The sequence below is a fragment of the Bacteroides stercorirosoris genome (genome assembly GCF_900142015.1).
GTDB classification, from domain to species: domain Bacteria; phylum Bacteroidota; class Bacteroidia; order Bacteroidales; family Bacteroidaceae; genus Bacteroides; species Bacteroides stercorirosoris.
This window is the reverse complement of the sequence record NZ_FQZN01000026.1, coordinates 36,333-57,237: the sequence shown is the minus strand read 5'-3', so window position 1 is coordinate 57,237 and position 20,905 is coordinate 36,333. Positions and strand designations below refer to the sequence as shown.

At 44.4% G+C, this 20,905-nt stretch carries 24 protein-coding genes and 1 tRNA gene; 14 read left to right on the top strand and 11 right to left on the bottom strand.

The genetic code is table 11. The annotated features are described in order from the left end of the window. Positions 1-76: 76 nt before the first annotated feature. The 3 genes from BUC01_RS18255 to porQ all read right to left on the bottom strand — a co-directional run bounded on the left by BUC01_RS18255 (position 77) and on the right by porQ (position 2,754). A complete protein-coding gene (locus tag BUC01_RS18255; RefSeq protein ID WP_025832087.1) occupies positions 77-949 on the bottom strand; it encodes a 4-hydroxy-3-methylbut-2-enyl diphosphate reductase in 873 nt (290 codons plus the stop codon). A gap of 128 nt (positions 950-1,077) precedes the next feature. Further along, entirely contained in the window at positions 1,078-1,767 is a 690-nt protein-coding gene (cmk, locus tag BUC01_RS18250) for a (d)CMP kinase (protein WP_025832089.1), read from the bottom strand. Between the two features lie 21 nt (positions 1,768-1,788). Further along, entirely contained in the window at positions 1,789-2,754 is a 966-nt protein-coding gene (gene porQ, locus BUC01_RS18245; protein ID WP_034524323.1) for a type IX secretion system protein PorQ, read from the bottom strand. A gap of 206 nt (positions 2,755-2,960) precedes the next feature. Here porQ and BUC01_RS18240 point away from each other — a divergent pair, with 206 nt between their 5' ends. The 9 genes from BUC01_RS18240 to BUC01_RS18195 all read left to right on the top strand — a co-directional run bounded on the left by BUC01_RS18240 (position 2,961) and on the right by BUC01_RS18195 (position 8,931). Further along, positions 2,961-3,647, top strand: coding sequence for an energy transducer TonB (locus tag BUC01_RS18240; RefSeq protein WP_025832091.1), 687 nt, complete (start codon positions 2,961-2,963; stop codon positions 3,645-3,647). An 80-nt stretch (positions 3,648-3,727) separates the two neighbouring features. After that, the gene (locus BUC01_RS18235; protein WP_025832092.1) at positions 3,728-4,702 is read left to right on the top strand and encodes a polyprenyl synthetase family protein; all 975 of its coding nucleotides are present in this window, start codon (positions 3,728-3,730) and stop codon (positions 4,700-4,702) included. A gap of 17 nt (positions 4,703-4,719) precedes the next feature. After that, positions 4,720-5,433: a hypothetical protein gene (locus BUC01_RS18230; protein ID WP_025832093.1), complete on the top strand. Its 714-nt coding sequence runs from the start codon at positions 4,720-4,722 to the stop codon at positions 5,431-5,433. Continuing rightward, a complete protein-coding gene (locus BUC01_RS18225; RefSeq protein ID WP_025832094.1) occupies positions 5,430-6,209 on the top strand; it encodes a TatD family hydrolase in 780 nt (259 codons plus the stop codon). Before BUC01_RS18230 ends, BUC01_RS18225 begins: the two co-directional genes overlap by 4 nt. Before the next feature lie 162 nt (positions 6,210-6,371). Then, a tRNA-Ser gene (locus BUC01_RS18215) sits at positions 6,372-6,459 on the top strand. Between the two features lie 80 nt (positions 6,460-6,539). Next, positions 6,540-7,343, top strand: a complete 804-nt coding sequence (locus BUC01_RS18210) for a MotA/TolQ/ExbB proton channel family protein (protein WP_025832095.1) — start codon at positions 6,540-6,542, stop codon at positions 7,341-7,343. 8 nt (positions 7,344-7,351) lie between these two features. After that, positions 7,352-7,837, top strand: coding sequence for a hypothetical protein (locus BUC01_RS18205; RefSeq protein WP_025832096.1), 486 nt, complete (start codon positions 7,352-7,354; stop codon positions 7,835-7,837). A gap of 36 nt (positions 7,838-7,873) precedes the next feature. Further along, on the top strand, positions 7,874-8,467 hold the full coding sequence (locus tag BUC01_RS18200) for an ExbD/TolR family protein (protein WP_025832098.1): 594 nt from the start codon (positions 7,874-7,876) through the stop codon (positions 8,465-8,467). Continuing rightward, positions 8,467-8,931: an ExbD/TolR family protein gene (locus BUC01_RS18195; protein ID WP_007210400.1), complete on the top strand. Its 465-nt coding sequence runs from the start codon at positions 8,467-8,469 to the stop codon at positions 8,929-8,931. The genes BUC01_RS18200 and BUC01_RS18195 overlap by 1 nt, the downstream gene beginning before the upstream one ends. A 60-nt stretch (positions 8,932-8,991) precedes the next feature. On the opposite strand, the gene BUC01_RS18190 is transcribed toward BUC01_RS18195, so the two are convergent. Beyond that, entirely contained in the window at positions 8,992-9,528 is a 537-nt protein-coding gene (locus BUC01_RS18190) for a GNAT family N-acetyltransferase (protein WP_025832102.1), read from the bottom strand. Between the two features lie 31 nt (positions 9,529-9,559). Continuing rightward, on the bottom strand, positions 9,560-10,837 hold the full coding sequence (locus BUC01_RS18185; protein ID WP_073314436.1) for an IgA Peptidase M64: 1,278 nt from the start codon (positions 10,835-10,837) through the stop codon (positions 9,560-9,562). A gap of 208 nt (positions 10,838-11,045) precedes the next feature. On the opposite strand from BUC01_RS18185, the gene BUC01_RS18180 reads away from it, so the two are divergent. Continuing rightward, a complete protein-coding gene (locus tag BUC01_RS18180) occupies positions 11,046-11,522 on the top strand; it encodes an Lrp/AsnC family transcriptional regulator (protein ID WP_009130727.1) in 477 nt (158 codons plus the stop codon). Positions 11,523-11,525: 3 nt separating this feature from the next. Here the strand turns inward: BUC01_RS18180 and BUC01_RS18175 are convergent, their stop codons facing one another. The 6 genes from BUC01_RS18175 to BUC01_RS18150 form a co-directional block, all read right to left on the bottom strand. Further along, positions 11,526-12,014, bottom strand: a complete 489-nt coding sequence (locus tag BUC01_RS18175; protein WP_025832104.1) for a dihydrofolate reductase — start codon at positions 12,012-12,014, stop codon at positions 11,526-11,528. Between the two features lie 76 nt (positions 12,015-12,090). Then, positions 12,091-12,885, bottom strand: a complete 795-nt coding sequence (locus BUC01_RS18170; protein WP_073314432.1) for a thymidylate synthase — start codon at positions 12,883-12,885, stop codon at positions 12,091-12,093. A gap of 99 nt (positions 12,886-12,984) precedes the next feature. Next, entirely contained in the window at positions 12,985-14,169 is a 1,185-nt protein-coding gene (gene cls, locus BUC01_RS18165) for a cardiolipin synthase (RefSeq protein WP_262484002.1), read from the bottom strand. 223 nt (positions 14,170-14,392) lie between these two features. Continuing rightward, on the bottom strand, positions 14,393-14,722 hold the full coding sequence (locus BUC01_RS18160) for a DUF5056 domain-containing protein (RefSeq protein WP_025832107.1): 330 nt from the start codon (positions 14,720-14,722) through the stop codon (positions 14,393-14,395). Further along, the gene (locus BUC01_RS18155; RefSeq protein ID WP_025832108.1) at positions 14,706-15,254 is read right to left on the bottom strand and encodes an RNA polymerase sigma factor; all 549 of its coding nucleotides are present in this window, start codon (positions 15,252-15,254) and stop codon (positions 14,706-14,708) included. Before BUC01_RS18155 ends, BUC01_RS18160 begins: the two co-directional genes overlap by 17 nt. Next, positions 15,251-15,883: a DUF6249 domain-containing protein gene (locus tag BUC01_RS18150; protein ID WP_025832109.1), complete on the bottom strand. Its 633-nt coding sequence runs from the start codon at positions 15,881-15,883 to the stop codon at positions 15,251-15,253. Before BUC01_RS18150 ends, BUC01_RS18155 begins: the two co-directional genes overlap by 4 nt. A gap of 217 nt (positions 15,884-16,100) precedes the next feature. Between BUC01_RS18150 and BUC01_RS25250 the strand changes: the two genes are divergently transcribed. From BUC01_RS25250 to BUC01_RS18135, 4 genes are all read left to right on the top strand, one after another. After that, a complete protein-coding gene (locus tag BUC01_RS25250) occupies positions 16,101-16,283 on the top strand; it encodes a hypothetical protein (RefSeq protein WP_139261885.1) in 183 nt (60 codons plus the stop codon). Between the two features lie 228 nt (positions 16,284-16,511). Further along, complete coding sequence (locus BUC01_RS18145) at positions 16,512-16,847, top strand: hypothetical protein (RefSeq protein ID WP_025832110.1); 336 nt, start codon at positions 16,512-16,514, stop codon at positions 16,845-16,847. 88 nt (positions 16,848-16,935) lie between these two features. Then, positions 16,936-19,359, top strand: a complete 2,424-nt coding sequence (locus tag BUC01_RS18140; protein ID WP_025832111.1) for a TonB-dependent receptor — start codon at positions 16,936-16,938, stop codon at positions 19,357-19,359. An 86-nt stretch (positions 19,360-19,445) separates the two neighbouring features. Continuing rightward, positions 19,446-20,888 (top strand): methyltransferase RsmF C-terminal domain-like protein, encoded by a 1,443-nt coding sequence (locus tag BUC01_RS18135; protein ID WP_073314428.1) that lies wholly within the window; start codon positions 19,446-19,448, stop codon positions 20,886-20,888. The last annotated feature ends 17 nt before the right edge of the window (positions 20,889-20,905 follow it).

Below are 20,905 nucleotides of genomic sequence, written 5' to 3'. Positions count from 1 at the left end.
TTCGCTCGGCAAAGATAGCAAAAAGCTGAGGGCGTTATTCATATTTAATGTTAATTTGTTGTTTCAAAACGGTGACTTATTGTCCTGTAAGGCGAGATTGAATTGCCTTTGAAATTTCTTCCATCAGCCATTTCGGAGTGGAGGTTGCTCCGCACACTCCTATAGAAGTTGCTCCGGTTAATAAGGAACCGTCTATCTCTTCGGCACTGTCTATCAAGTGGGAGTTAGGATTAACCTTTTGGCATTCGCTGAACAACATTTTTCCGTTGGAACTTTTCTTTCCGCTAACGAAAAATACCAGGTCGTGTGACGCTGCAAATTTCCGGATGTTCGGAATGCGGTTGGCTACCTGGCGGCAGATAGTATCGTAATATTCAAACGTGACTTCCGGTGAAATATGTTCCTTGATGTATTCCACTATATTTTGAAATTCATCCAGTGACTTTGTGGTTTGCGAGTATAGGCGGATGCTCTTGCTGAAATCAAGTTTTTTGGCTTCTTCCAGTTTCTCGATAACAATCGCTTCTCCGCTGGTTTGCCCCACCAGTCCGAGGACTTCTGCATGACCGGTTTTTCCGTAAATGACGATTTGTTTATCTTCGTCATTCTTCTGTGTATGTTCTTGCTTTATTTTTTTTTGTAGCCGGAGTACTACCGGGCAAGTGGCATCAATAATTTCAATGTTGTTGCGACGGGCTATTTCATACGTTTCGGGTGGTTCACCGTGGGCCCGCAATAATACTTTGGCATCGCGCAAATGGTTGAAATCATCATGGTTGATAGTAATGAGGCCCATTTCTTTCAGGCGTTCCACTTCGCGGCTGTTGTGCACAATGTCTCCCAGGCAGTACAGAGTACCACCTTTGGTCAGCTCTTCTTCAGCTTTATTTATCGCAGTGACCACACCGAAGCAAAAGCCGGAACCTTCGTCTATTTCTACTTTTACCATAATCTAATAGCTTGAAATATAGGTAGTAAACTATCTCCTCGAAGGGCTACACCCTTTACTACCCAAGGCTACACCCTTTGCCCCGGATGGCTACACCCTTTATGGCTCAGGGCTACACCCTTTTTATTTTATCCCTTAACGGTTTTGTTGAATTGTTCTTGTAACCATTCCTTTTGTTGAGGAATAGTCATATTCGTATTGTCCAGCAGCAATGCATCATCCGCTTTGCGAAGCGGGCTTACTTCCCGGTTCTGGTCAATATAGTCCCGTTGCTTCACATTTTCCAGAATTTCATCAAAACTTGCTTCCTGTCCTTTGGCTTTCAACTCATCGTAACGACGCTGTGCACGGATTTCGGGCGTGGCAGTCACAAAGATTTTCAGTTCGGCATCAGGAAAGACGGTGGTTCCGATATCACGTCCGTCCATGACGATACCTTTGGAGTTTCCCATTGCCTGTTGCTGGGCCACCATAGCTTCACGTACAAATCCTAAAGCAGCAATGGGGCTGACGCGTGAGGAAACTACTATACTGCGGATCTTATCTTCTACGTTCACTCCGTTCAGGTAAGTGTCCGGGCGTCCGGTTGCCTGATTCAGTTGAAATGAGATATGGATATTGTCGATTTCTTTCTGAAGTCTTTCCGTATCGATCTGATTTCCTTGAAATATGCCGTTTTCTATACTGTATAGAGTGACTGCACGGTACATGGCGCCACTGTCGATGTAGATATAGCCTATTTCCCGGGCGAGGTCTTTTGCCATAGTGCTTTTCCCACAAGAGGAAAAGCCGTCGATTGCGATAGTTATCTTTTTCATTTTGAGTTATACTATTATATATTATAAGGTATATGACAGATTAAAAATGAGAGAGGATGAACTTACATGGTATTTGGCGTATGCCATCCCCACTTTCAACCGTTTCAGTTGTATGCCTGCACCGCAGGTGAAACCAGCCCAGTGGCTGGAACCGTTAATCTTCATTTCTTCTCCACGGCGGAAATTGTATCCGGCTGCCAGATAAAAGTTGTCGGTGGGAAGAAAATCGATTCCGAGGGCAATATGATTTAACAATTTCTTTCCGAAATTGTTTGCCGCTGTGGCTGAGGCACTCCAGTGTGTCAAATCATGCAGGGTTAAGGAAATCCGGAACGGGGCGTGTGCCAGCCGTTTGCTGAAACCTAACAGCACATCGACAGGTAACTTTTCGTGCCGTTCTTCAAAAGCCTTGAGCTGTCCTCCCAGATTACGTGCAACGAGTGAGGCGGAAAAATCAGACTCCTGATAATAATAATTCAGTCCCAGATCAACGCCGATGGCGAATGAAGAGTATTTGTCGTAATGAGAATAGATGAAGTTGGTACGTACGCCACCACTCCAATAGTCGCTTAAATCATAAGTATAAATGCCCGATATGGAGATATCTTTGGCGGAGAAAGTTCCGATTTCAATATTCTCTTCGGTGGTTTCTTTCAATTCTCCATAGTCCGCGTACTGGGCGGTAACCGCCCATGTGGATCGTTCACCTGCAGTCCGTGCAAATGCAGCTCCGGCAACATTGACTCCATCCATATAGAGCATATAGTTCAGATTGAGAGTTTTATCCGCCACGCAGGAGAGAAGGGCCGGATTCTGAACAGCCATAGTCACATCATCCTCTATGATAGAAATGTTTTCTCCACCCAATGCTGAGGCATGAGCGGAAAAAGGAAGTTTCAGAAATTGAAAGGCGCTGGTTCCGTCTTGTGCACGTAAAACGGAGAAAATCAGGAGTAGTAGCGCCGTTATAAAAGACTTTTTCAACATTTCATTTAAAATTATTGCCAAAGATACGGTATTTTTAAAATATCTCGTTACATTTGTGGCACAAAAGCGCAGGTGTGCTTTTTGAAGGATAAAAAAAATAAAAATGGGTGTATATTGTCTTAAAAAAGATAGTACGGCTGAACGTTTTGCAGAAAAAGTGCTATATTTGCCCAAAATGAGAAACACGTTAAAATAATATTATAATTATGGAAATTAAAAAAACACCTAAAGCAGATTTGGAGAATAAGAAATCGACTTGGATGCTTATTGGTTATGTTATTGTGCTTGCTTTTATGTTTATTGCATTTGAATGGACAAAGCGCGATATCAAAATTGATACGAGCCAGGCCCTGACTGATCTCTATTTTGAAGAAGAAATGGTTCCTATCACTGAACAGGAAGAAAAGGTTGCTCCTCCTCCTCCAGAAGTGGCTCCGATCAACGAAACTTTGGAAATCGTAGCTGACGATGCTGATGTGGAAGAAACCGTAATCGCCTCTTCGGAAGAAACTGGTACGGCAGTAGAAGTAAAATATGTGCCTGTAACAGTTGTAGAAGAAGAACCGGAAGAACAAACCATTTTTGAAGTTGTAGAGCAGATGCCTGAATTTCCGAATGGTGGTATGGCTGGTTTGATGCAGTTCTTGAGTAAGAATATCAAATATCCGACCATCGCACAGGAAAATAGTACTCAAGGTCGCGTAACAGTACAGTTCGTTGTTAACAAGGACGGTAGTATTGTAGACGCTAAAGTCATAAGAGGTGTTGACCCCTATCTTGACAAAGAAGCACTCCGTGTAATCGGTACCATGCCGAAATGGAAACCTGGTATGCAGCGTGGTAAACCGGTACGTGTTAAGTATACGGTGCCTGTAATGTTCAGATTGCAGTAATACGTTATCTATATAAAAAAGAGGCTGCCGGAAAAGCAGCCTCTTTTTATTGTCTCTATTCTCCTTAATTCACTATCACTATGTTTACAGCTTCCGAGCTCCTCGAAAATTTTAATTCTCATATCGCTGGCTTGCAGTTTACGCGCACTCCCAAAGGGTTGTATGCTCCGGTGGAATATGTCTTGTCTATGGGTGGAAAACGCATTCGCCCGGTATTGATGCTGATGGCATATAATTTGTATCAGGAAGACGTAACCCGTATTTATGCTCCGGCCACAGGTATCGAAGTTTATCATAATTATACCCTTCTGCATGATGATTTGATGGATCGTGCCGACCGCCGCAGAGGAAAAGAAACAGTTCACAAGGTTTGGAATGATAATACCGCCATTCTTTCGGGAGATGCCATGCTGGTACTTGCTTATCAGTTTATGGCAGAGTGTCCTCAGGCTTTTCTGAAAGAAGTAATGGACCTTTTCAGTCTGACGGCTCTTGAAATATGTGAGGGACAGCAGATGGATATGGAATTTGAGGACAGGAATGATGTTACGGCGGAAGAATATCTGGAAATGATTCGTCTGAAAACTGCGGTTTTATTAGCTGCCAGTTTGAAGATCGGTGCTCGTTTAGGCGGTGCTTCAGTGGAAGATGCCGAGCGTCTGTATGATTTTGGTATGCATATAGGAGTCGCTTTTCAACTGAAAGATGACTTTCTGGATGTGTACGGCAATGCGAAAGTATTTGGAAAGAATATCGGTGGAGACATCCTCTGTAATAAAAAAACATATATGCTGATAAAAGCGCTGGAGCATGCCAATGCGGAACAGCGCGATCAGTTGAACGGTTGGATAAATGCAGAAAACTTTCAGCCGGCTGAGAAAATAGCAGCTGTCACGGAACTTTATGACCGGATTGGTGTGAAAGAGATTTGCGAAGATAAAATGTCGGAATATAGTAATCGTGCAATGGAAAGTCTGGCAGCTGTCAGTCTTGCCGAAGAGAAGAAAGAAGAACTTAAAAAGATAATTGAAAATCTGATGCACAGAGAAGTGTAGTTTTGCTTTTTGGAAGTATGCCTTATAGAAGATTACCAAATACAGACCAGGCGAGAATACGGGCACTGAAAGCGGTGGTTGCAAAAGTTGACACCCATAACCTCTATGATTTGGCAGTTTCTTTGAAGACGTTGACTGAAGCCCGGAATTTCCTGACAAGGTTTGAAGCTGCCCAGTCTTACTATTCTCAATGTTTTGAACGTCAGTCCCAGGCCGGACGTAAACATCAGGCTAATGTGAAGATGGCGCGTCTGTACATATCCCATTTTATTCAGGTGTTGAATCTGGCAGTGATTCGTTTGGAACTTCGTGTGGCGCATAAAGCATATTATGGCTTGCCGGCTAATAGCACGAACGTTCCGGATTTGTCTGCAGAAGCCGCTTTGGTGGAGTGGGGGAGGAAAATTATAGATGGAGAAGCCAAACGGACCTCACAAGGCGGAATTCCTATTTATAATCCTACAATTGCGAAAGTCAGGGTGCATTATGATATTTTTACAGATAGCTATGACAGGCAGAAGAATCTGCAAAGTTTGACTGCGCGTAGTCTGGAAGCTCTTTCAGCCATGCGGACTACTGCGGATGAACTGATACTGGATATCTGGAATCAGGTAGAGAAGAAATTCGAAGATGTCTCTCCGAATGAGAAACGTTTGGATTTATGCCGTGATTACGGGCTGATTTACTATTACCGTACCGGCGAGAAACGAAAAGAAGAAGCGAACGAATGAGATTGATAGATACGCATTCCCATCTTTTTTTAGAGGAATTTTCAGAAGATTTACCACAGGTTATTGAACGTGCACGTGCTGTGGGCGTTACCCATATATTTATGCCCAATATTGACAGTACGACTATTGATGCGATGCTTTCGGCATGTAATACTTACAAGGGATATTGTTTCCCGATGATTGGCTTGCATCCTACTTCAGTGAACGCCGATTATGTGAAAGAGTTGGAAATTGTGGCGCGTGAATTAAAATCTTCTGGAGAATATGTTGCAATAGGAGAGATTGGCATGGATCTCTATTGGGACAAAACCTTTCTGAAAGAACAGCAAATTGTATTGGATAAACAGGTCAATTGGGCGCTGGAATATGATCTTCCTGTGGTGATTCATTGCCGGGATGCTTTTGATTATATATATAAGGTGCTGGAACCTTATAAAAGCTGCCCTTTGAAAGGAATATTTCATAGTTTTACGGGCACTGCCGATGAAGCTGCCCGGATTTTGGAGTTTTCCGGTTTCTCTATTGGGATAAATGGAGTGGTCACTTTTAAAAAGTCCCATCTTCCGGAAGTTTTGTTGGAAATACCTTTGGAAAAGATTGTTCTCGAAACAGATTCCCCTTATCTGACTCCGGTGCCAAATCGTGGTAAGAGAAATGAAAGTGCCTACGTGAAGGATACCTTGAAGAAGGTTTCCGAGGTTTATCAGATGTCTCCGGAGGCTGTTGGAAACGTAACTTCTGAAAACGCTTTAAAAGTGTTTGGAATGCTCAAATAACGTTGCAAAGATTTTAAAGTTTATTAATTTTGAGATTTTATTAAAGATAAAATGGGGAGAATGAAGGGCAGGAACGAAAAAAAGAATACATTTGTAGCTGAAAACGCTTGTGGTTCGCATTTTTTTTGTAATTTGCAGCCGTTTTAGAAAGAGGCGTCTATTGGAGAGATGCTCGAGTGGTTGAAGAGGCACGCCTGGAAAGCGTGTATACCTCTAAAGGGTATCCGGGGTTCGAATCCCCGTCTCTCCGCAGAATGAAAGAAGGAAACAAAAACAATAAATGAATATAATAAACAATTTAATTAATTAATCTTAAAAATTAGACACACAATGAAAAAGTTATTTGCAATTGTTGCTGTGATGGGAGTCTTAACATTTGGCTCAACTCAACTTGCTCAGGCTCAAGACGCTCCTGCAGCTGAACAAACAGAACAAGCTGCTCCTGCAGCTCAGGCAGCTCCTGCTGGTGATGCTACTGTAGAAGCAGAAGAAGGTGGTATTCACAAAGAATTGAAAACTAAATTTATTGAAGGTACTGCATCTTTCATGAGTTTGGTTGCTATCGCTTTGGTTATTGGTCTTGCATTCTGTATCGAGCGTATCATTTACTTAAGCTTAGCTGAAATCAACACAAAGAAATTCTTGGCTGCTATTGAAGCTGCTTTGGAAAAAGGGGACGTAGAAGCTGCTAAAGACATCGCACGTAGCACCAGAGGTCCTATCGCTTCTATCTACTATCAAGGTCTGATGAGAATTGATCAGGGTATTGACGTAGTTGAGAAGTCAGTAGTTTCCTACGGTGGTGTACAAGCTGGTTATTTGGAAAAAGGATGTTCTTGGATTACGCTGTTCATCGCAATGGCTCCGTCTTTGGGATTCTTGGGTACTGTAATCGGTATGGTGCAGGCATTTGATAAGATTCAACAAGTAGGTGATATCTCTCCGACGGTTGTAGCAGGTGGTATGAAAGTCGCTTTGATTACAACTATCTTCGGTTTGATCGTTGCTTTGATTCTGCAGGTATTCTATAACTATATCCTGGCTAAGATTGAAGCTTTGACAAGTGAAATGGAAGATTCTTCTATCACTTTGTTGGATATGGTTATCAAATATAACTTGAAATACAAAAAATAATATCTGAGATGGCTAAGTTATCATATAAAGTATCATACTACGTACTGTACGTAATGTTCGCTGCCATCTTGGTAGTGCTGGGCTTGTTCTACTTCGGTGGAGATGCTCAGGGCGATGCAGTACTGATGGGCGTTGACCCTGAAATGTGGCAGCCTGCACAAACTGATACCTTGCTTTATTTGGTTTACGGTTTGTTAGGTTTGGCTATAATTGCTACGGTAGCTGCATTTATCTTGCAGTTTGGTAGTGCGTTGAAAGATAATCCTGTAAAGGCTTTGAAGTCGTTGATTGGCGTTATTCTGCTGATCGTTGTAATGTTTATTGCATGGTCTATGGGTAGCGGTGAACCTCTTGTTATTCAAGGATATGATGGATCAGATAATGTTCCGTTCTGGCTGAAAATAACTGATATGTTCCTTTATTCTTTCTACTTCTTGCTGGGTGCGACTGTCCTTGCAATGCTTTTCAGTAGTATTAAAAAGAAATTATCATAATCGATTGAGGCAACTCAATTTAATGGAGTAATTACAATGGCAAAAGGAAAAAGAAAAGTTCCTGATATAAACTCAAGTTCTACGGCGGATATCGCTTTCCTGTTGTTAATCTTCTTCTTGATTACGACTTCTATGGATACAGACCGTGGTTTGGCAAGACGTTTGCCGCCACCACCCGAAACCGAAGATAGAAAGGATGATTCAGATAAGGTTAAGGAGCGTAACGTTATGACAGTCTTCTTGAACATGAACGACCAGTTGATGGCTAATGGAGAATATGTCAACGTAGATCAATTGAGAGATAAGGCAAAAGAATTCATTGCCAACCCGTATAATGATGAGACCAAACCGGAAAAGCATGCGAAAGACATTCCTTTCTTTGGTACCATGCAGGTTACGGAAAAGCATGTAGTTTCTTTGCGTTGCGACCGTGGTTCTTCCTATAAAGCATATCTGGCAGTTCAGAACGAACTGGTAGCTGCTTACAATGAGCTGAGAGATGAATTGGCTCAGGAAAAATGGGGAAAGGACTATGCTGCTTTGGACGAAGACCAACAAAAAGCGATTCGTGATATTTATCCTCAGAAGATCTCTGAGGCAGAACCTAAAAAGTACGGAGAAAAGAAGTAATGGGAAAATTTAATAAGACTGGTAAACGCGAAATGCCTGCGTTGAATACTTCTTCTCTGCCTGACCTTATCTTCACTTTGTTGTTCTTCTTTATGATTGTAACAACAATGCGTGAGGTAACATTGAAGGTTGAGTTTAAGGTTCCGCAAGCTACTGAGTTGGAAAAACTGGAAAAGAAATCTTTGGTTACATTTATTTATGTAGGAAAACCTACAGCCGAGTTCCGTAAGAAGCTGGGTAATGAAAGCCGTATCCAATTGAATGACAGCTATGCTGAAGTTGCTGAGATCCAAGACTATATTATTGGTGAACGTGCCAGTATGAAAGAAGAGGATCAGCCGCAGATGACTGTTTCTTTGAAAGTAGACCAAGATACGAAAATGGGTATCGTAACAGATATCAAAGAAGCTCTTCGTAAAGCTTATGCATTGAAACTTAACTATTCTGCGCAACCGCGTCAGTAAGAAGTTAGATTAAACTATATAAATAAAGGGCGTTTGTTCGAAACAAACGCCCTTTATTTTTTATCCTTTTATGTTATATACTTCCCGGTATATGTGTTCTTTTACAGTTTCAAAATCTCTCTCACATTCTAAATTTCCATAAGCCATGAGCAGCATGGGAAGATAATTGTCTCCGGGCCTGTATGGTGGTTGCAGATACGGTTTTTCCCATAGTACGAAGCCTTGGCGTTTATAGAAGTTGATACGTCGTTGTGCCATCTCTTCTTCTGGTGTTTCTACCTCCAAAACAATGGAGCGTTGAAGTAACTGGCATAGATGGCTTAATACAGTCTTGCCGTGTCCGCCATTGCGTTGAGCAGGATCGATAGCAAAATGTTCCACATAATAGAACTTACCGAAATCCCAATAGGTGATGAATCCCACAGGAGTATCATGATGGAAAATGATATTATTGTGGAAATGTGGTTTGTTGTCAGTGTACAGGCGCAGTTCCTCCAACGGGCGATATTCTTCCGGCGGGAAGGCAGTGGTTATCAACTGTTCCATGTACTCATACAAAAATCCATCAGCAGTGCTGATGCGCTGAAGTCTGATCATAATGCTGTTTTTTAAAAGTTTAGTTCCCTTTTTATTTAGTATAAAAATCAATTAGCCGTTGTAGTGCACGTTGGCACACCGGGCAGAATGTAGGATGTTCATTGGTGCGCATACGGCAGTTGTCAGCAGGGCGGAAGATACCTTTGGCAGAGTAACCTCCTCCTTCATACACCCCTACGGGATATTTAGCCTGTTCGCTGGCCGGGGTGGGGATTGGGGTACCTTTAGCAAGCATATCTTCCCATTTGGATGCAAAGTCTATGCGGGTACTTATATTCTGTTCCCAGGGCTCCACGTTCAGAGGGTATGTATCTGTCATGACATCGTCATCGTAGAAATACTCATCGGCCAGTCCGCCGAAGCTATGGCCGAATTCATGTACGACTACCGGGCGGAACATAGGATGATGGGCAGTGGTCAAGGTGTAGGAGTTGTATATGCCACCACCACCGTATTCTTCGGTGTTGGCAAGGATAATGATATGCTCGTACGGTATTCCGGCTAAGGCATCATGGATGGATTTCACACGGCGGGTGGTCAGGTAACGGTCGGAATAGAATGTGCTGAAATGCGAATTGAATGCAGTATATTTCCATTCGCCTAATCGGGGAACACTCACGCCACTGTCGTCAGAGGGGCTGGCAACAGCCACAATATTAAAGCGGTCCTTCATACTTTTGAACGGTTCGTGAGAGAATAAGCTTTCGCAGGCAATTTCCGCATCCTGGTAGAATATGTTCATTTCTTCAGGTGTATAACCTTCTGCAAGGATGGCCACATCGATGCATTTATCCGTATTGCCACTCTTTAACAGGTATTTATGCGGAGTGATATGTGTTTGCCCTTTCTGGTGGATGAGTACGTCGTCCGGGCGGACAATATGTTTCAGATGGGCTCTCACTTCTTTTCTTGGACTCAAAAGTGTGATTTCAATCTCTGCGGGACGTAACGGATACGGCAACAGGAATGTGTTCTCAAATCCCTTACAGACAGCTTTAGCTTCGTCAGTTTCCAGCCATTCCTGGAAGAGGGAAGAGAAAGAAGTCGTGTAGATTGTTTTTCCGCTTTCCAAATCCTTCATAATGATTTGTCCGTTGCCTTGCAAGGGTAATTCGGATAGATGGTGACGTCTTCCCGCCCATGACGGCAACACGGATAATTCGTCCAGAGATACGTTCTGCCGCGAAACATCTCCTGTAAAGATATAATCGACACGCAGTGTTTTATCTGCAAAATACTCGGTGTAGTTTTGTGCACGGCTTACTGTTACTATCAGTAAGCACAGTGCGAGTGTAAGATATCTTTTCATAACATTCTTATTTTTTTTCCAAAGATAATGCAAATTGAGCGCAGTACTTTCATGCTTGCATGAAAAAAGTTTTGCGTGCGGGTTTATTCTTTTTTTAGCAAGAAAAGTAATAAATCGTATTTTTATTGGGAAAAATTTCGCTAACTTTGCACATTATCGTATGAGAATACGGTGAAATAATCGTTATTTATTAATCATAAATTTAGAAATGGGACATCATCAATTGGATACTTTAGACGAGCAGATTCTGAAATTGATTGCAGATAATGCCCGTATTCCTTTCCTTGAAGTGGCAAGAGCTTGTAATGTTTCGGGAGCCGCTATACACCAACGCATACAAAAGCTGACGAATTTAGGTATTTTGAAAGGTTCGGAATATGTTATTGATCCGGAAAAAATAGGTTACGAGACTTGCGCTTATATTGGTATTTACCTGAAAGATCCTGAATCTTTTGATGCAGTGACGAGGGCGCTTGAGGCTATTCCGGAAGTCGTGGAATGTCACTTTACAACAGGAAAATATGATATGTTTATCAAACTCTATGCACGCAACAATCATCATTTGCTGAGTATTATCCACGATAAATTACAGCCGCTGGGATTGGCACGTACTGAGACTTTGATATCTTTCCATGAAGCCATCAAACGGCAAATGCCGATAATGGTGGAAGTAGACGAAGATTAGAATTTACTTACGGACATAGTCCACAAATGCATAAGGGCAGGGATGTTTCTCATCAGCAGGGTGAGATTCCCTGCTTTTTTCATGCCATACATTTGAGTCTACGACCGGGAAATAAGCATCAGCCTGAGGTGCTTCGGCATCAATCTCTGTCAGACAAAGCATATCCGCCACTTGCATCGCCTGTTTGTAGACGCTTGCACCACCGATAATATACACCAGCTCTTCGGCCTTGCAACTTTGTAAGGCGGCTTCAAGGGTGGGAAAAACTTCTGCGCCAAGGCATTGAGTCTCAGGGTTGGAAGATAAAACCACATTACGCCGGTTAGGCAATGCACCTTTGGGGAGGGATTCGAAGGTTTTTCTTCCCATGATGATAGTGTTTCCCGTGGTCAATGCTTTGAAACGCTTCAGGTCGTTAGGAAGCCAGAATAAAAGTTTATTTTGAAAGCCGATACCTAAGTTGCGGTCCACGGCGGCAATGATACTAACCATGATATATAATTATTAATTGTAAATTATTAATTATGAGTTATGATAGCGCAGCTAATTCATAATTTATAGCTCATAATTAAACTGATACTTTCCCTGCTATGTGTGGATGCGGGTCGTAATTCACCAATTCAAAATCTTCATATTTGAAATCGAAGATACTCTTTACATCCGGATTAATCTTCATCTGCGGTAGAGGACGAGGCTCGCGGGTGAGTTGTAACTTCACCTGTTCCAAGTGATTCAGGTAAATATGTGAATCGCCGAGAGTATGAATAAAGTCACCGGCCTTGAGTCCCGTTACCTGCGCCATCATCTGCAACAACAAAGCGTATGACGCGATATTGAATGGCACACCGAGGAAGATATCCGCACTGCGCTGATAGAGTTGCAGGCTTAATCGCCCATTTGCAACGTAGAATTGGAAGAAGGCGTGACAGGGAGGAAGATTCATATTATTGAGATCCCCTACATTCCAGGCACTGACGATGATGCGGCGGGAGTCAGGATTACGGCGGATTGTCTCCACCGCTTCACTGATTTGGTCGATGGAGCCTCCTTTATAGTCAGGCCAAGAGCGCCATTGATAACCATAGATATGTCCCAGATCACCGTTCTCATCTGCCCATTCGTTCCAGATGCGGACGCCATGATCTTGCAGATATTTGGCATTCGTATCACCATTCAGGAACCATAGAAGTTCGTATATGATGGATTTCAGATGTAATTTTTTGGTGGTAAGACAGGGAAAACCGTCATCCATATTGAAGCGCATCTGATGGCCGAATACACTGATTGTACCGGTTCCGGTGCGGTCTTCCTTATGTACCCCTTCGGTCAGTACGCGATTGAGTAAGTCTAAATATTGTTTCATGATTGCAGATTACGAATTATAAACAACAAAAGAGGCAATCTTTTTTGCCTCGCCAAAGGTAATTAAACTTCGGCAGATAGAATAATTTCCGGTTAAAAATTAGAGGAACGGTGTCATCAGATTGCCCACCCAACCTACAAATTTCTTCCAGCCGGAACGCTTTTTCCAGACTTCGGGGGTGAGTAGGGTACTATTCTTTTTGTCCCGTTCAAACATATCGTTCAGCTGATGGGTAGTTACCGGGTCGAAGATGAATGCATTTGTTTCGTAATCATACCTCAGGCTGCGGCTGTTCAGGTTGGCCGTACCCACGGTACAGAAATTCCTGTCCACCATCATGATTTTGGAATGATGGAAACCTCCGTTGAAGAGGTAAACTTTGGCCCCCTTCTTCATTAGTTTGTGAACGATATAAAAAGAAGCCTCTGGAGTAAAAGGAATATCTGAAACGGCAGGTATCATAATCTCTACTTCCGTTCCTTTCTTCAAGGCCGATTTGATGGCTTTCCGGATAGATTTTGTCGGAACGAAATAAGGGTTCACAATCTGTATGCTGTGTTGTGCCGCTGCGATGGACGCTGCATAGACGTGGCTGATGGCACGTGGAGTCTCCCGCGGAGTGCGGTCGACGATGGCTATTTCTTCAGCTATACTGTCGGGCAGTTGCGGCATATCGGGGAAGTAGACAGGGCCGCCCACGTGCTGCTTGGTCTCCAGGTTCCACATTGTGAGGAAGATGCCTTGCAGGTAACGCACCGCATCTCCTTCGATGCGCATGTGCATATCATGCCATTGGCCGACTTTGGGCAGTCCGGTGATGTAATAGTCTGCAATGTTCATGCCGCCGGTGTATCCTATTTTTCCGTCAATAACTACAATCTTCCGGTGGTCGCGATGCATGGCATGATTAATCCAGGGGAAAGTGATCGGATCGAACTTCACTATCTCGATTCCGCGGTCACGGATGGCTTTCAGGTGATGTTTCTTTAATGGCTTGCTGTTCGACCAGTTGCCGAAAGCATCAAACAGAGCACGCACTTCTACACCTTCCCGGGCTTTTTCCGCCAGAAGGTCGAAGAGGGCATTGGCTATGGAGTCGTTGCGGAAATTGAAATATTCCAGATGGATGTGATGTTTGGCATGGCGTATTTCCTCGAAAAGGTCGATAAACTTTTCCCGGCCGCTCATCAGAAGTTTCACTTCGTTGTTGCCGGTGACCGGAATGCCTTGCTGGTGCAGATAGTGCATCACGAGCGAGTCACTGGTGATGACCTGCGCATGAATATTTCCTATAAAAAATAAAGTAGATAATAATATGATGAATAATGTTCTTCTCAAAACTTCTTACGCTTAGTTAGTTTTCAATTTAGAGCTGGCAAAGATACAATATAATGGTGAGAAATGTTTGGTCAGTTAAAAAAAATTAGCCCTTTACCTGCAAAAAACAGGCAAGGGCTAACTAAATTATTGCAAGGGCAAACGGATTTATTGCAAGAGCTAACGAACTTTATGCCAAAGAACAAATCTTGCGGTAACCGAAGTAGAGAAGCACTACTGCCACTATAATCAGTGATTTCGGGTCGATTTCCGCTGCACCACTTTCCAGGGCACTGGTGAAAGTTTCCCGTAAAGTACCCAGCACCAGTTGCAGGCCGTCGAGGACAAAGAACAGTACTATGGCAAGGGTAAAACAGAACAAGCTCCACAGCTGCGAAATCCGGTAATACCGGTCGGGCAGGTGGTGCATCACGCGACGGCTGAAGCCGTTGTCTTCTATCTCTTTCCGGTTGGCAGAGAAGAATTTCTGCAAGAGTTTATCATCAGTTGTTTCCGTCATAACCATTTTGTTTTAAGTAAGTAGCCATTTTATCTTTCGCCCGCGAGAGATGGCTTTTGACTGTTCCCGCCGGACATCCCGTGATACCTGCGATCTTGTCGATGCTTTGGTCCTCCATGTAGAAGAGCGTGATGCAGGTTCGTTCCATTTCTTTCAGTGTCGCCAGCGCCCGGTAAACGTCCATCTGTTGTCCCACGTCGTCTTGGGTGGTATTCCAGTTGGCATCTATTTCCCGGCTATCGAGGTCGGCTGTTTCCTTTCTGCTGCGAAGGTAATCATAAAATACATTATATGCAATACGGTAAAGCCAGGTAGAGAAGTTGGACAGGTTCTTGAACGAGGCAAGATTGGTATAAGCCTTGATGAACGTATCCTGCGCTAAGTCGTCACTCAATTCGCTGTCGCCGCAAGTCAGGTTGAGGAAGAACCGTCGCACGGGCGACTGATACTTCTTCACCAACTGGTCGAAGGCCCTGGTGTTGCGAAACACCACGACCTGTGCGACTAACGATATATCATTGAGTTGGCTCATCTCTCTTTGTTGCTCTTTTTAGAATCTTGTGTGTAGTAGATAACCAATTGTCCGAATCCTGTGAACATGATCAGTAATCCGACGCATCCCACTCCGAAATTTCCGGTGATGGCCCAGAGGAAGATGAACAGGCCGACACCGATAAAGATGTTCTTGATGCCTTTGGTACGGATATCTTCTGTTTTTTCCGCATTCTTAAAGAAATCTTCGGGTAGTTGTTGTCCGCTGGCCAATGCCTGTTCTGCAAGACGGTATTTGGCTTTCCGGTTCTTGTAGTTGAAGAAGAATACCGTGAAGACGATGAGCAGGGGCAATCCGAAGATGAAGACAATGGCGGTGACGGAGATGATTGTTTCGGAGGTCTTGCCATCCAGGTCGAAGCCCCAGTCCCAGTTGGAACTGTTGTGGTGTTTCCATCCTTTGTCATTTCCGCTGCTTGAGCTGCTGCCTTCATAGGTCATGATACTGAGCGTATCGGTTACTGTTTTCCCGTCGATGGTGGTATCGCGCAGTTCAATTACGCGTTTTTTGTTCCCCAGACTGTCGTTTTCTGTAACTGTTCTGTTCTTTGCCTGTACCAATGAGCATAATGTCATGGCGGCGATGAGTGCTAAAATTATCCGTTTCATAATCATATAATGTTTTACTTTTTATTGTTTCTTTGTGTATTAGACGTATGATGTTAGTTAGAAAGTTGCAAAGAGACAATATTTTTTTAGAAAGCCGGTATAAATGGGGGAAAAAGATTAGAATTTGTTTTCTGAGGCTATAAATGATAATTTATCAGCGTGCATCCCCTAAGCCTGAAAGGCTTTTATCTTACAGCCCAGGGTAACACCCTGGGTAATGGGTGATCCCACAATCTTACGCCCTGTAAGGGCAAAAGCCTATGTGTGCTGTAATGCCCTTACAGGGTGCAAAGAGAAACACATGGCAATCCCCCAGGGCGTTGCCCTGGGCTATAAGATAAAAGGCTTTCAGCCTACCAGGTACTATCACGTCAATGAGTATGCCGAAAGGAAACCTTGATCCAGCGCTACGCCGCTAAATTATCATTTATCATTTCAAAACAATTTCTTAGTTCCTCACGATTATAAAAGAGAGAAACCAGCAATAATTTAATCGCTATGTAGTATTGCACTTCTTGTACTAATAAGATATAGGTATTTTGAGGGTAAAAGCGATTAAAACAACTGAATACGGTTGCATGTTATTGTAATTAGTACTATTTTCGCCGACATATCTTAAAAACGCTTTTTGGAGAAGTTACGGAACATATTGAAATGGTTTCTTCCTTTACTGTTCATTGCATATTTAGGGGGGATTACTCTGTTTACCCACTCGCATGTGGTAAATGGAGTGATTATTGTGCATTCCCATCCCTTCAAAGGTGAGCATGAACATACGGAAACACAGGTGGAAACGATTTTCTTCCTTTCCTCCTTTGTAACTTCTTCTCTGCCTGCCGTTCTTTTTGTCGCACCGGCTTTCCTTATTCTATTGTGCGTACTGACCGTTCCGGGTGTGGAACGTATCAAGTGCGTAAAGGCACGTTGCGGCATCAGTCTTCGGGCCCCACCGCAAAACAATTGACAATTGATAATTGACAATAAACAATTACCATGCGGAATAGTGGCTTGGGCTGCTTCATTAATAATTCATTAATATAAAAAGAAACTACATGAAAAAATATATCGTTTTCGTGGTGGGAGTGGTGTGTGCACTGCTCTCCCGGGATATTTATGCAGAAGATTTAAGAGGAACCGATGCCAATATCATCGGTCACGTGATAGAAAAAAATACGGGAGAACACCTTCCTTATATGACGGTAGCCCTGAAAGGGACCACTATCGGAACCATGACTGACGCTTCAGGTCACTATTTCCTGAAAAATCTGCCTGAAGGAGAATTTACGTTGTACGTCAGTGCAGTGGGTTATAAGTCGCAGGAACGCAAAGTGATGCTGAAGCGCGGTAAAACGCTGGAGGAAAACTTTGAGCTGGAAGAAGACATGGTTGCCCTGGATGGGGTTGTGGTCACTGCCAACCGTAATGAAACTGCCCGCCGCCTGGCGCCTACGCTGGTCAAGGTGGTTACTCCCAAGTTGTTCGATATGACCAATTCGCACACTTTGTCGCAAGGACTGGTGTTCCAGCCGGGGGTGCGTGTGGAGACTGATTGCCAGAATTGTGGCTATTCGCAGGTACGCATTAATGGTATGGACGGAAAATATACGCAGATATTGATAGACTCGCGCCCCATCTTCTCCGCATTGGCGGGAGTTTACGGATTGGAGCAGATTCCGGCAAACATGATAGAACGCGTGGAGGTGGTACGTGGAGGTGGTTCCGCCCTGTTCGGTTCTTCCGCCATTGCCGGAACGGTGAATATCATCACGAAAGAACCTATCCGCAATTCCGGTTCATTTGCCCATAGCATTTCCAACTTCGACGGTTCCGGCGCTTTCGACAACAATACTACGCTGAACCTTTCCCTGGTCTCTTCGGACAACAAGATGGGAGCCTACGTTTATGGGCAGAACAGACACCGTTCAGCGTGGGACTCCAACGGAGACGGCTTCTCCGAACTGCCTAAGCTGAAGAATCAGACAGTGGGCGTCAATGCATACTACCGGACAAGTCCTTACTCCAAACTGAGTCTGGAGTATCACCACATGGAAGAATTCCGTCGCGGCGGCAACCGCTTCGACCTGCCGCCCCATATTGCCGAAGATGCCGGTCTCAATGGTTCGGGAGAGCCCGGACTGGTGGAACAAATCAGACATTCCATCAATACGGGTGGACTCAAATTCAGCGCTTTCTCCAAAGACCAGAAACATACATTCAATGTATATGCCTCTGCACAGCACATCGAACGTGACAGTTATTACAGTGCATACGGCACCACAACCGACTTTACCGGTGTGTTGGGCGCACAATATATCTATCATTTCGATAAATTCCTGTTCATGCCTTCCGACCTCACAGGGGGATTGGAGTTTAACCACGACGACCTGCACGACAGGGGAACGGATATTCAGAAATATCGTGATAAGGCCCTGGTGGAAGAACCGGACGCTACGGGTGACCGCCTGCAACAACTGATTGCCAAGTACACACCCGTTCCGCTGAAACAGATCGTGAATATATCGAGCGCTTATCTTCAGAATGAATGGAAGAACGAGCAATGGAGCTTTCTTATCGGTGGGCGTGTAGACAAAAACAGTGTCATGGATAAAGCCGTTTTCAGTCCGCGGGCCAACGTCCGTTACAATCCTACGCAGGACGTAAATATCCGTTTCAGTTATGCCGAAGGATTTCGTGCCCCACAGGCGTTCGATGAAGACTTGCACATCAGTAACGTAGGCGGTGAACTGATTTCTATCGTCCGTTCCAAACATCTGAAAGAAGAACGTTCGCGCAGCGTGAACGCTTCGGTGGATTGGTATCATTATTTCGGTGATTTCCAGGCGAACCTGCTGGTGGAAGGCTTCTTCACTAAATTGTCCGACCCCTTTGTACTGACAGCTCCGGTAGATGACCCGAACGGTTCCGGTTATCTGATACAAACCCGTGTCAACGGTTCCGGCGCGAAAGTATATGGTGGTACGCTGGAAGGGAAAATAGCCTGGCGCGATAAAATCCAATTGCAGGCAGGAATCACCGTACAACGCAGCATGTATGATTCTCCCGAAGAGTGGAGTGCGGACAAGGAACATTTGTCGGATGCGGAACGACATAGCGACAAGATATTGCGTACGCCCGATGTCTATGGTTATTTCACTGCTACCTATACACCTGCGAAGGCGCTTTCGATAGCTCTGAACGGTAATTACACGGGCAAGATGTACGTACCCCACCTGATGTCCGAAGTAAACGGCACGGCCGACTTGCTGGTGAAGAGTCCGGACTTTTTCGAACTGGGGGCGAAAGTGGTATACGATGTGGACTTTTCGGGTATCTGCCTGCAATTCAACGTTGGCGTACAGAATATTTTCAACTCCTACCAGGATGACTTCGACAAGGGAGCGAGCCGGGATTCCGGTTATATTTACGGTCCCGGTGCGCCCCGTTCCTATTTCGCAGGGGTGAAACTCAGCTTTTAGTATCTCAGCAGAACTTTTTCATGCAAGCATGAAAGTTATGCATTCGATTTGCATTACCTTTGCGGACATAAAAAACGATTTGGCATATGGAATTACCCGCATCTTTTGCAGACCGTACCCGTTCCCTCCTGGGAGATGAAGAATATAACAAACTGGCTGATGCTCTGAATGATGAGCAGCCCGTAAGTATCCGGCTGAATGAAGCGAAGTTGCCCGACGCTTCATTCAGTCTTTTTCATGGCTGTGCCGGACGTGTGCCCTGGTCTTCTACGGGCTGTTATCTCGACCGTCGTCTGACGTTTACTTTCGACCCTCTGTTTCATGCAGGCTGTTATTATGTGCAGGAGGCGTCGTCCATGTTTGTGGAACAGGCATTGAAGCAATATGTGGGTGAAACTCCCGCGGTGATGCTTGACCTTTGTGCTGCGCCCGGCGGAAAATCTACGCACGCCCGTAGTGTATTGCCGGCAGGCAGTCTGTTGGTAGCCAATGAAGTAATCCGTAACCGTTCTCAGATTCTGGCGGAGAATCTGACGAAGTGGGGGCATCCCGGTGTAGTTGTAACCAACAATGACTCGGTGGACTTTGCCGATTTGGAGGACTTCTTTGATGTAATACTGACCGATGTGCCTTGTTCGGGCGAAGGTATGTTTCGTAAAGACCCTGTGGCGGTGAGCGAGTGGAGTCCGGAGAATGTGGATATTTGCTGGCAACGGCAGAGGCGTATCGTTTCCGATATCTGGTCCAGTCTGAAGCCGGGCGGATTGCTGATTTATAGCACTTGCACCTATAATACAAAGGAAGATGAAGAGAATATCCGCTGGATCCGTGATGAATTTGGCGCGGAGATACTTCCGGTGAACGTTTCCGATGATTGGAATATCACCGGAAACCTGCTTGCCGGAGATGATTTTCCTGCTTATCGTTTCCTTCCCCATCGGGCGAAAGGTGAGGGATTTTTCCTTGCCGCGCTTCGCAAACCGGAGGCGGACAGCCTGCAAACCCGGTATAAATCAGCTCCTGCGCAGGGAAAGAAAAAGGTGGTTTCCGGCGTTTCCAAAGAGCAATTGGCCGTTGCACGGGGATGGCTTCTTTCTCCGGATGATTATGAACTTTCAGTAAACGGAACGAATATCACGGCTTTTCCAAAAGATTATCTGCCGGAACTGTCGTCTTTGCAGCAATCTCTTCGTGTCATTCAGGCGGGTGTTGCCCTTGCCGAAGTGAAGGGGAAGGATTTGATTCCTAGTCATGCCCTTGCCATGAGCCAAGTACTGCGTGATGATATTTTCCCCCGTGAAGAAGTGTCGTATGAGCAGGCTATTGCTTATTTGCGTAAAGAGGCAATCGTGCTTTCCGCTGAAGCTCCGCGCGGTTATGTGTTGTTGACTTATACGAATATTCCCTTAGGTTTTGTGAAGAATATAGGTAACCGGGCTAATAATCTTTATCCGCAAGAGTGGAGGATACGGAGTGGATATTTGCCGGAAGAGATATTAATCTTGTCCGCTGCCGGGATTAATTTATAATCGTACAGATGGTTTGT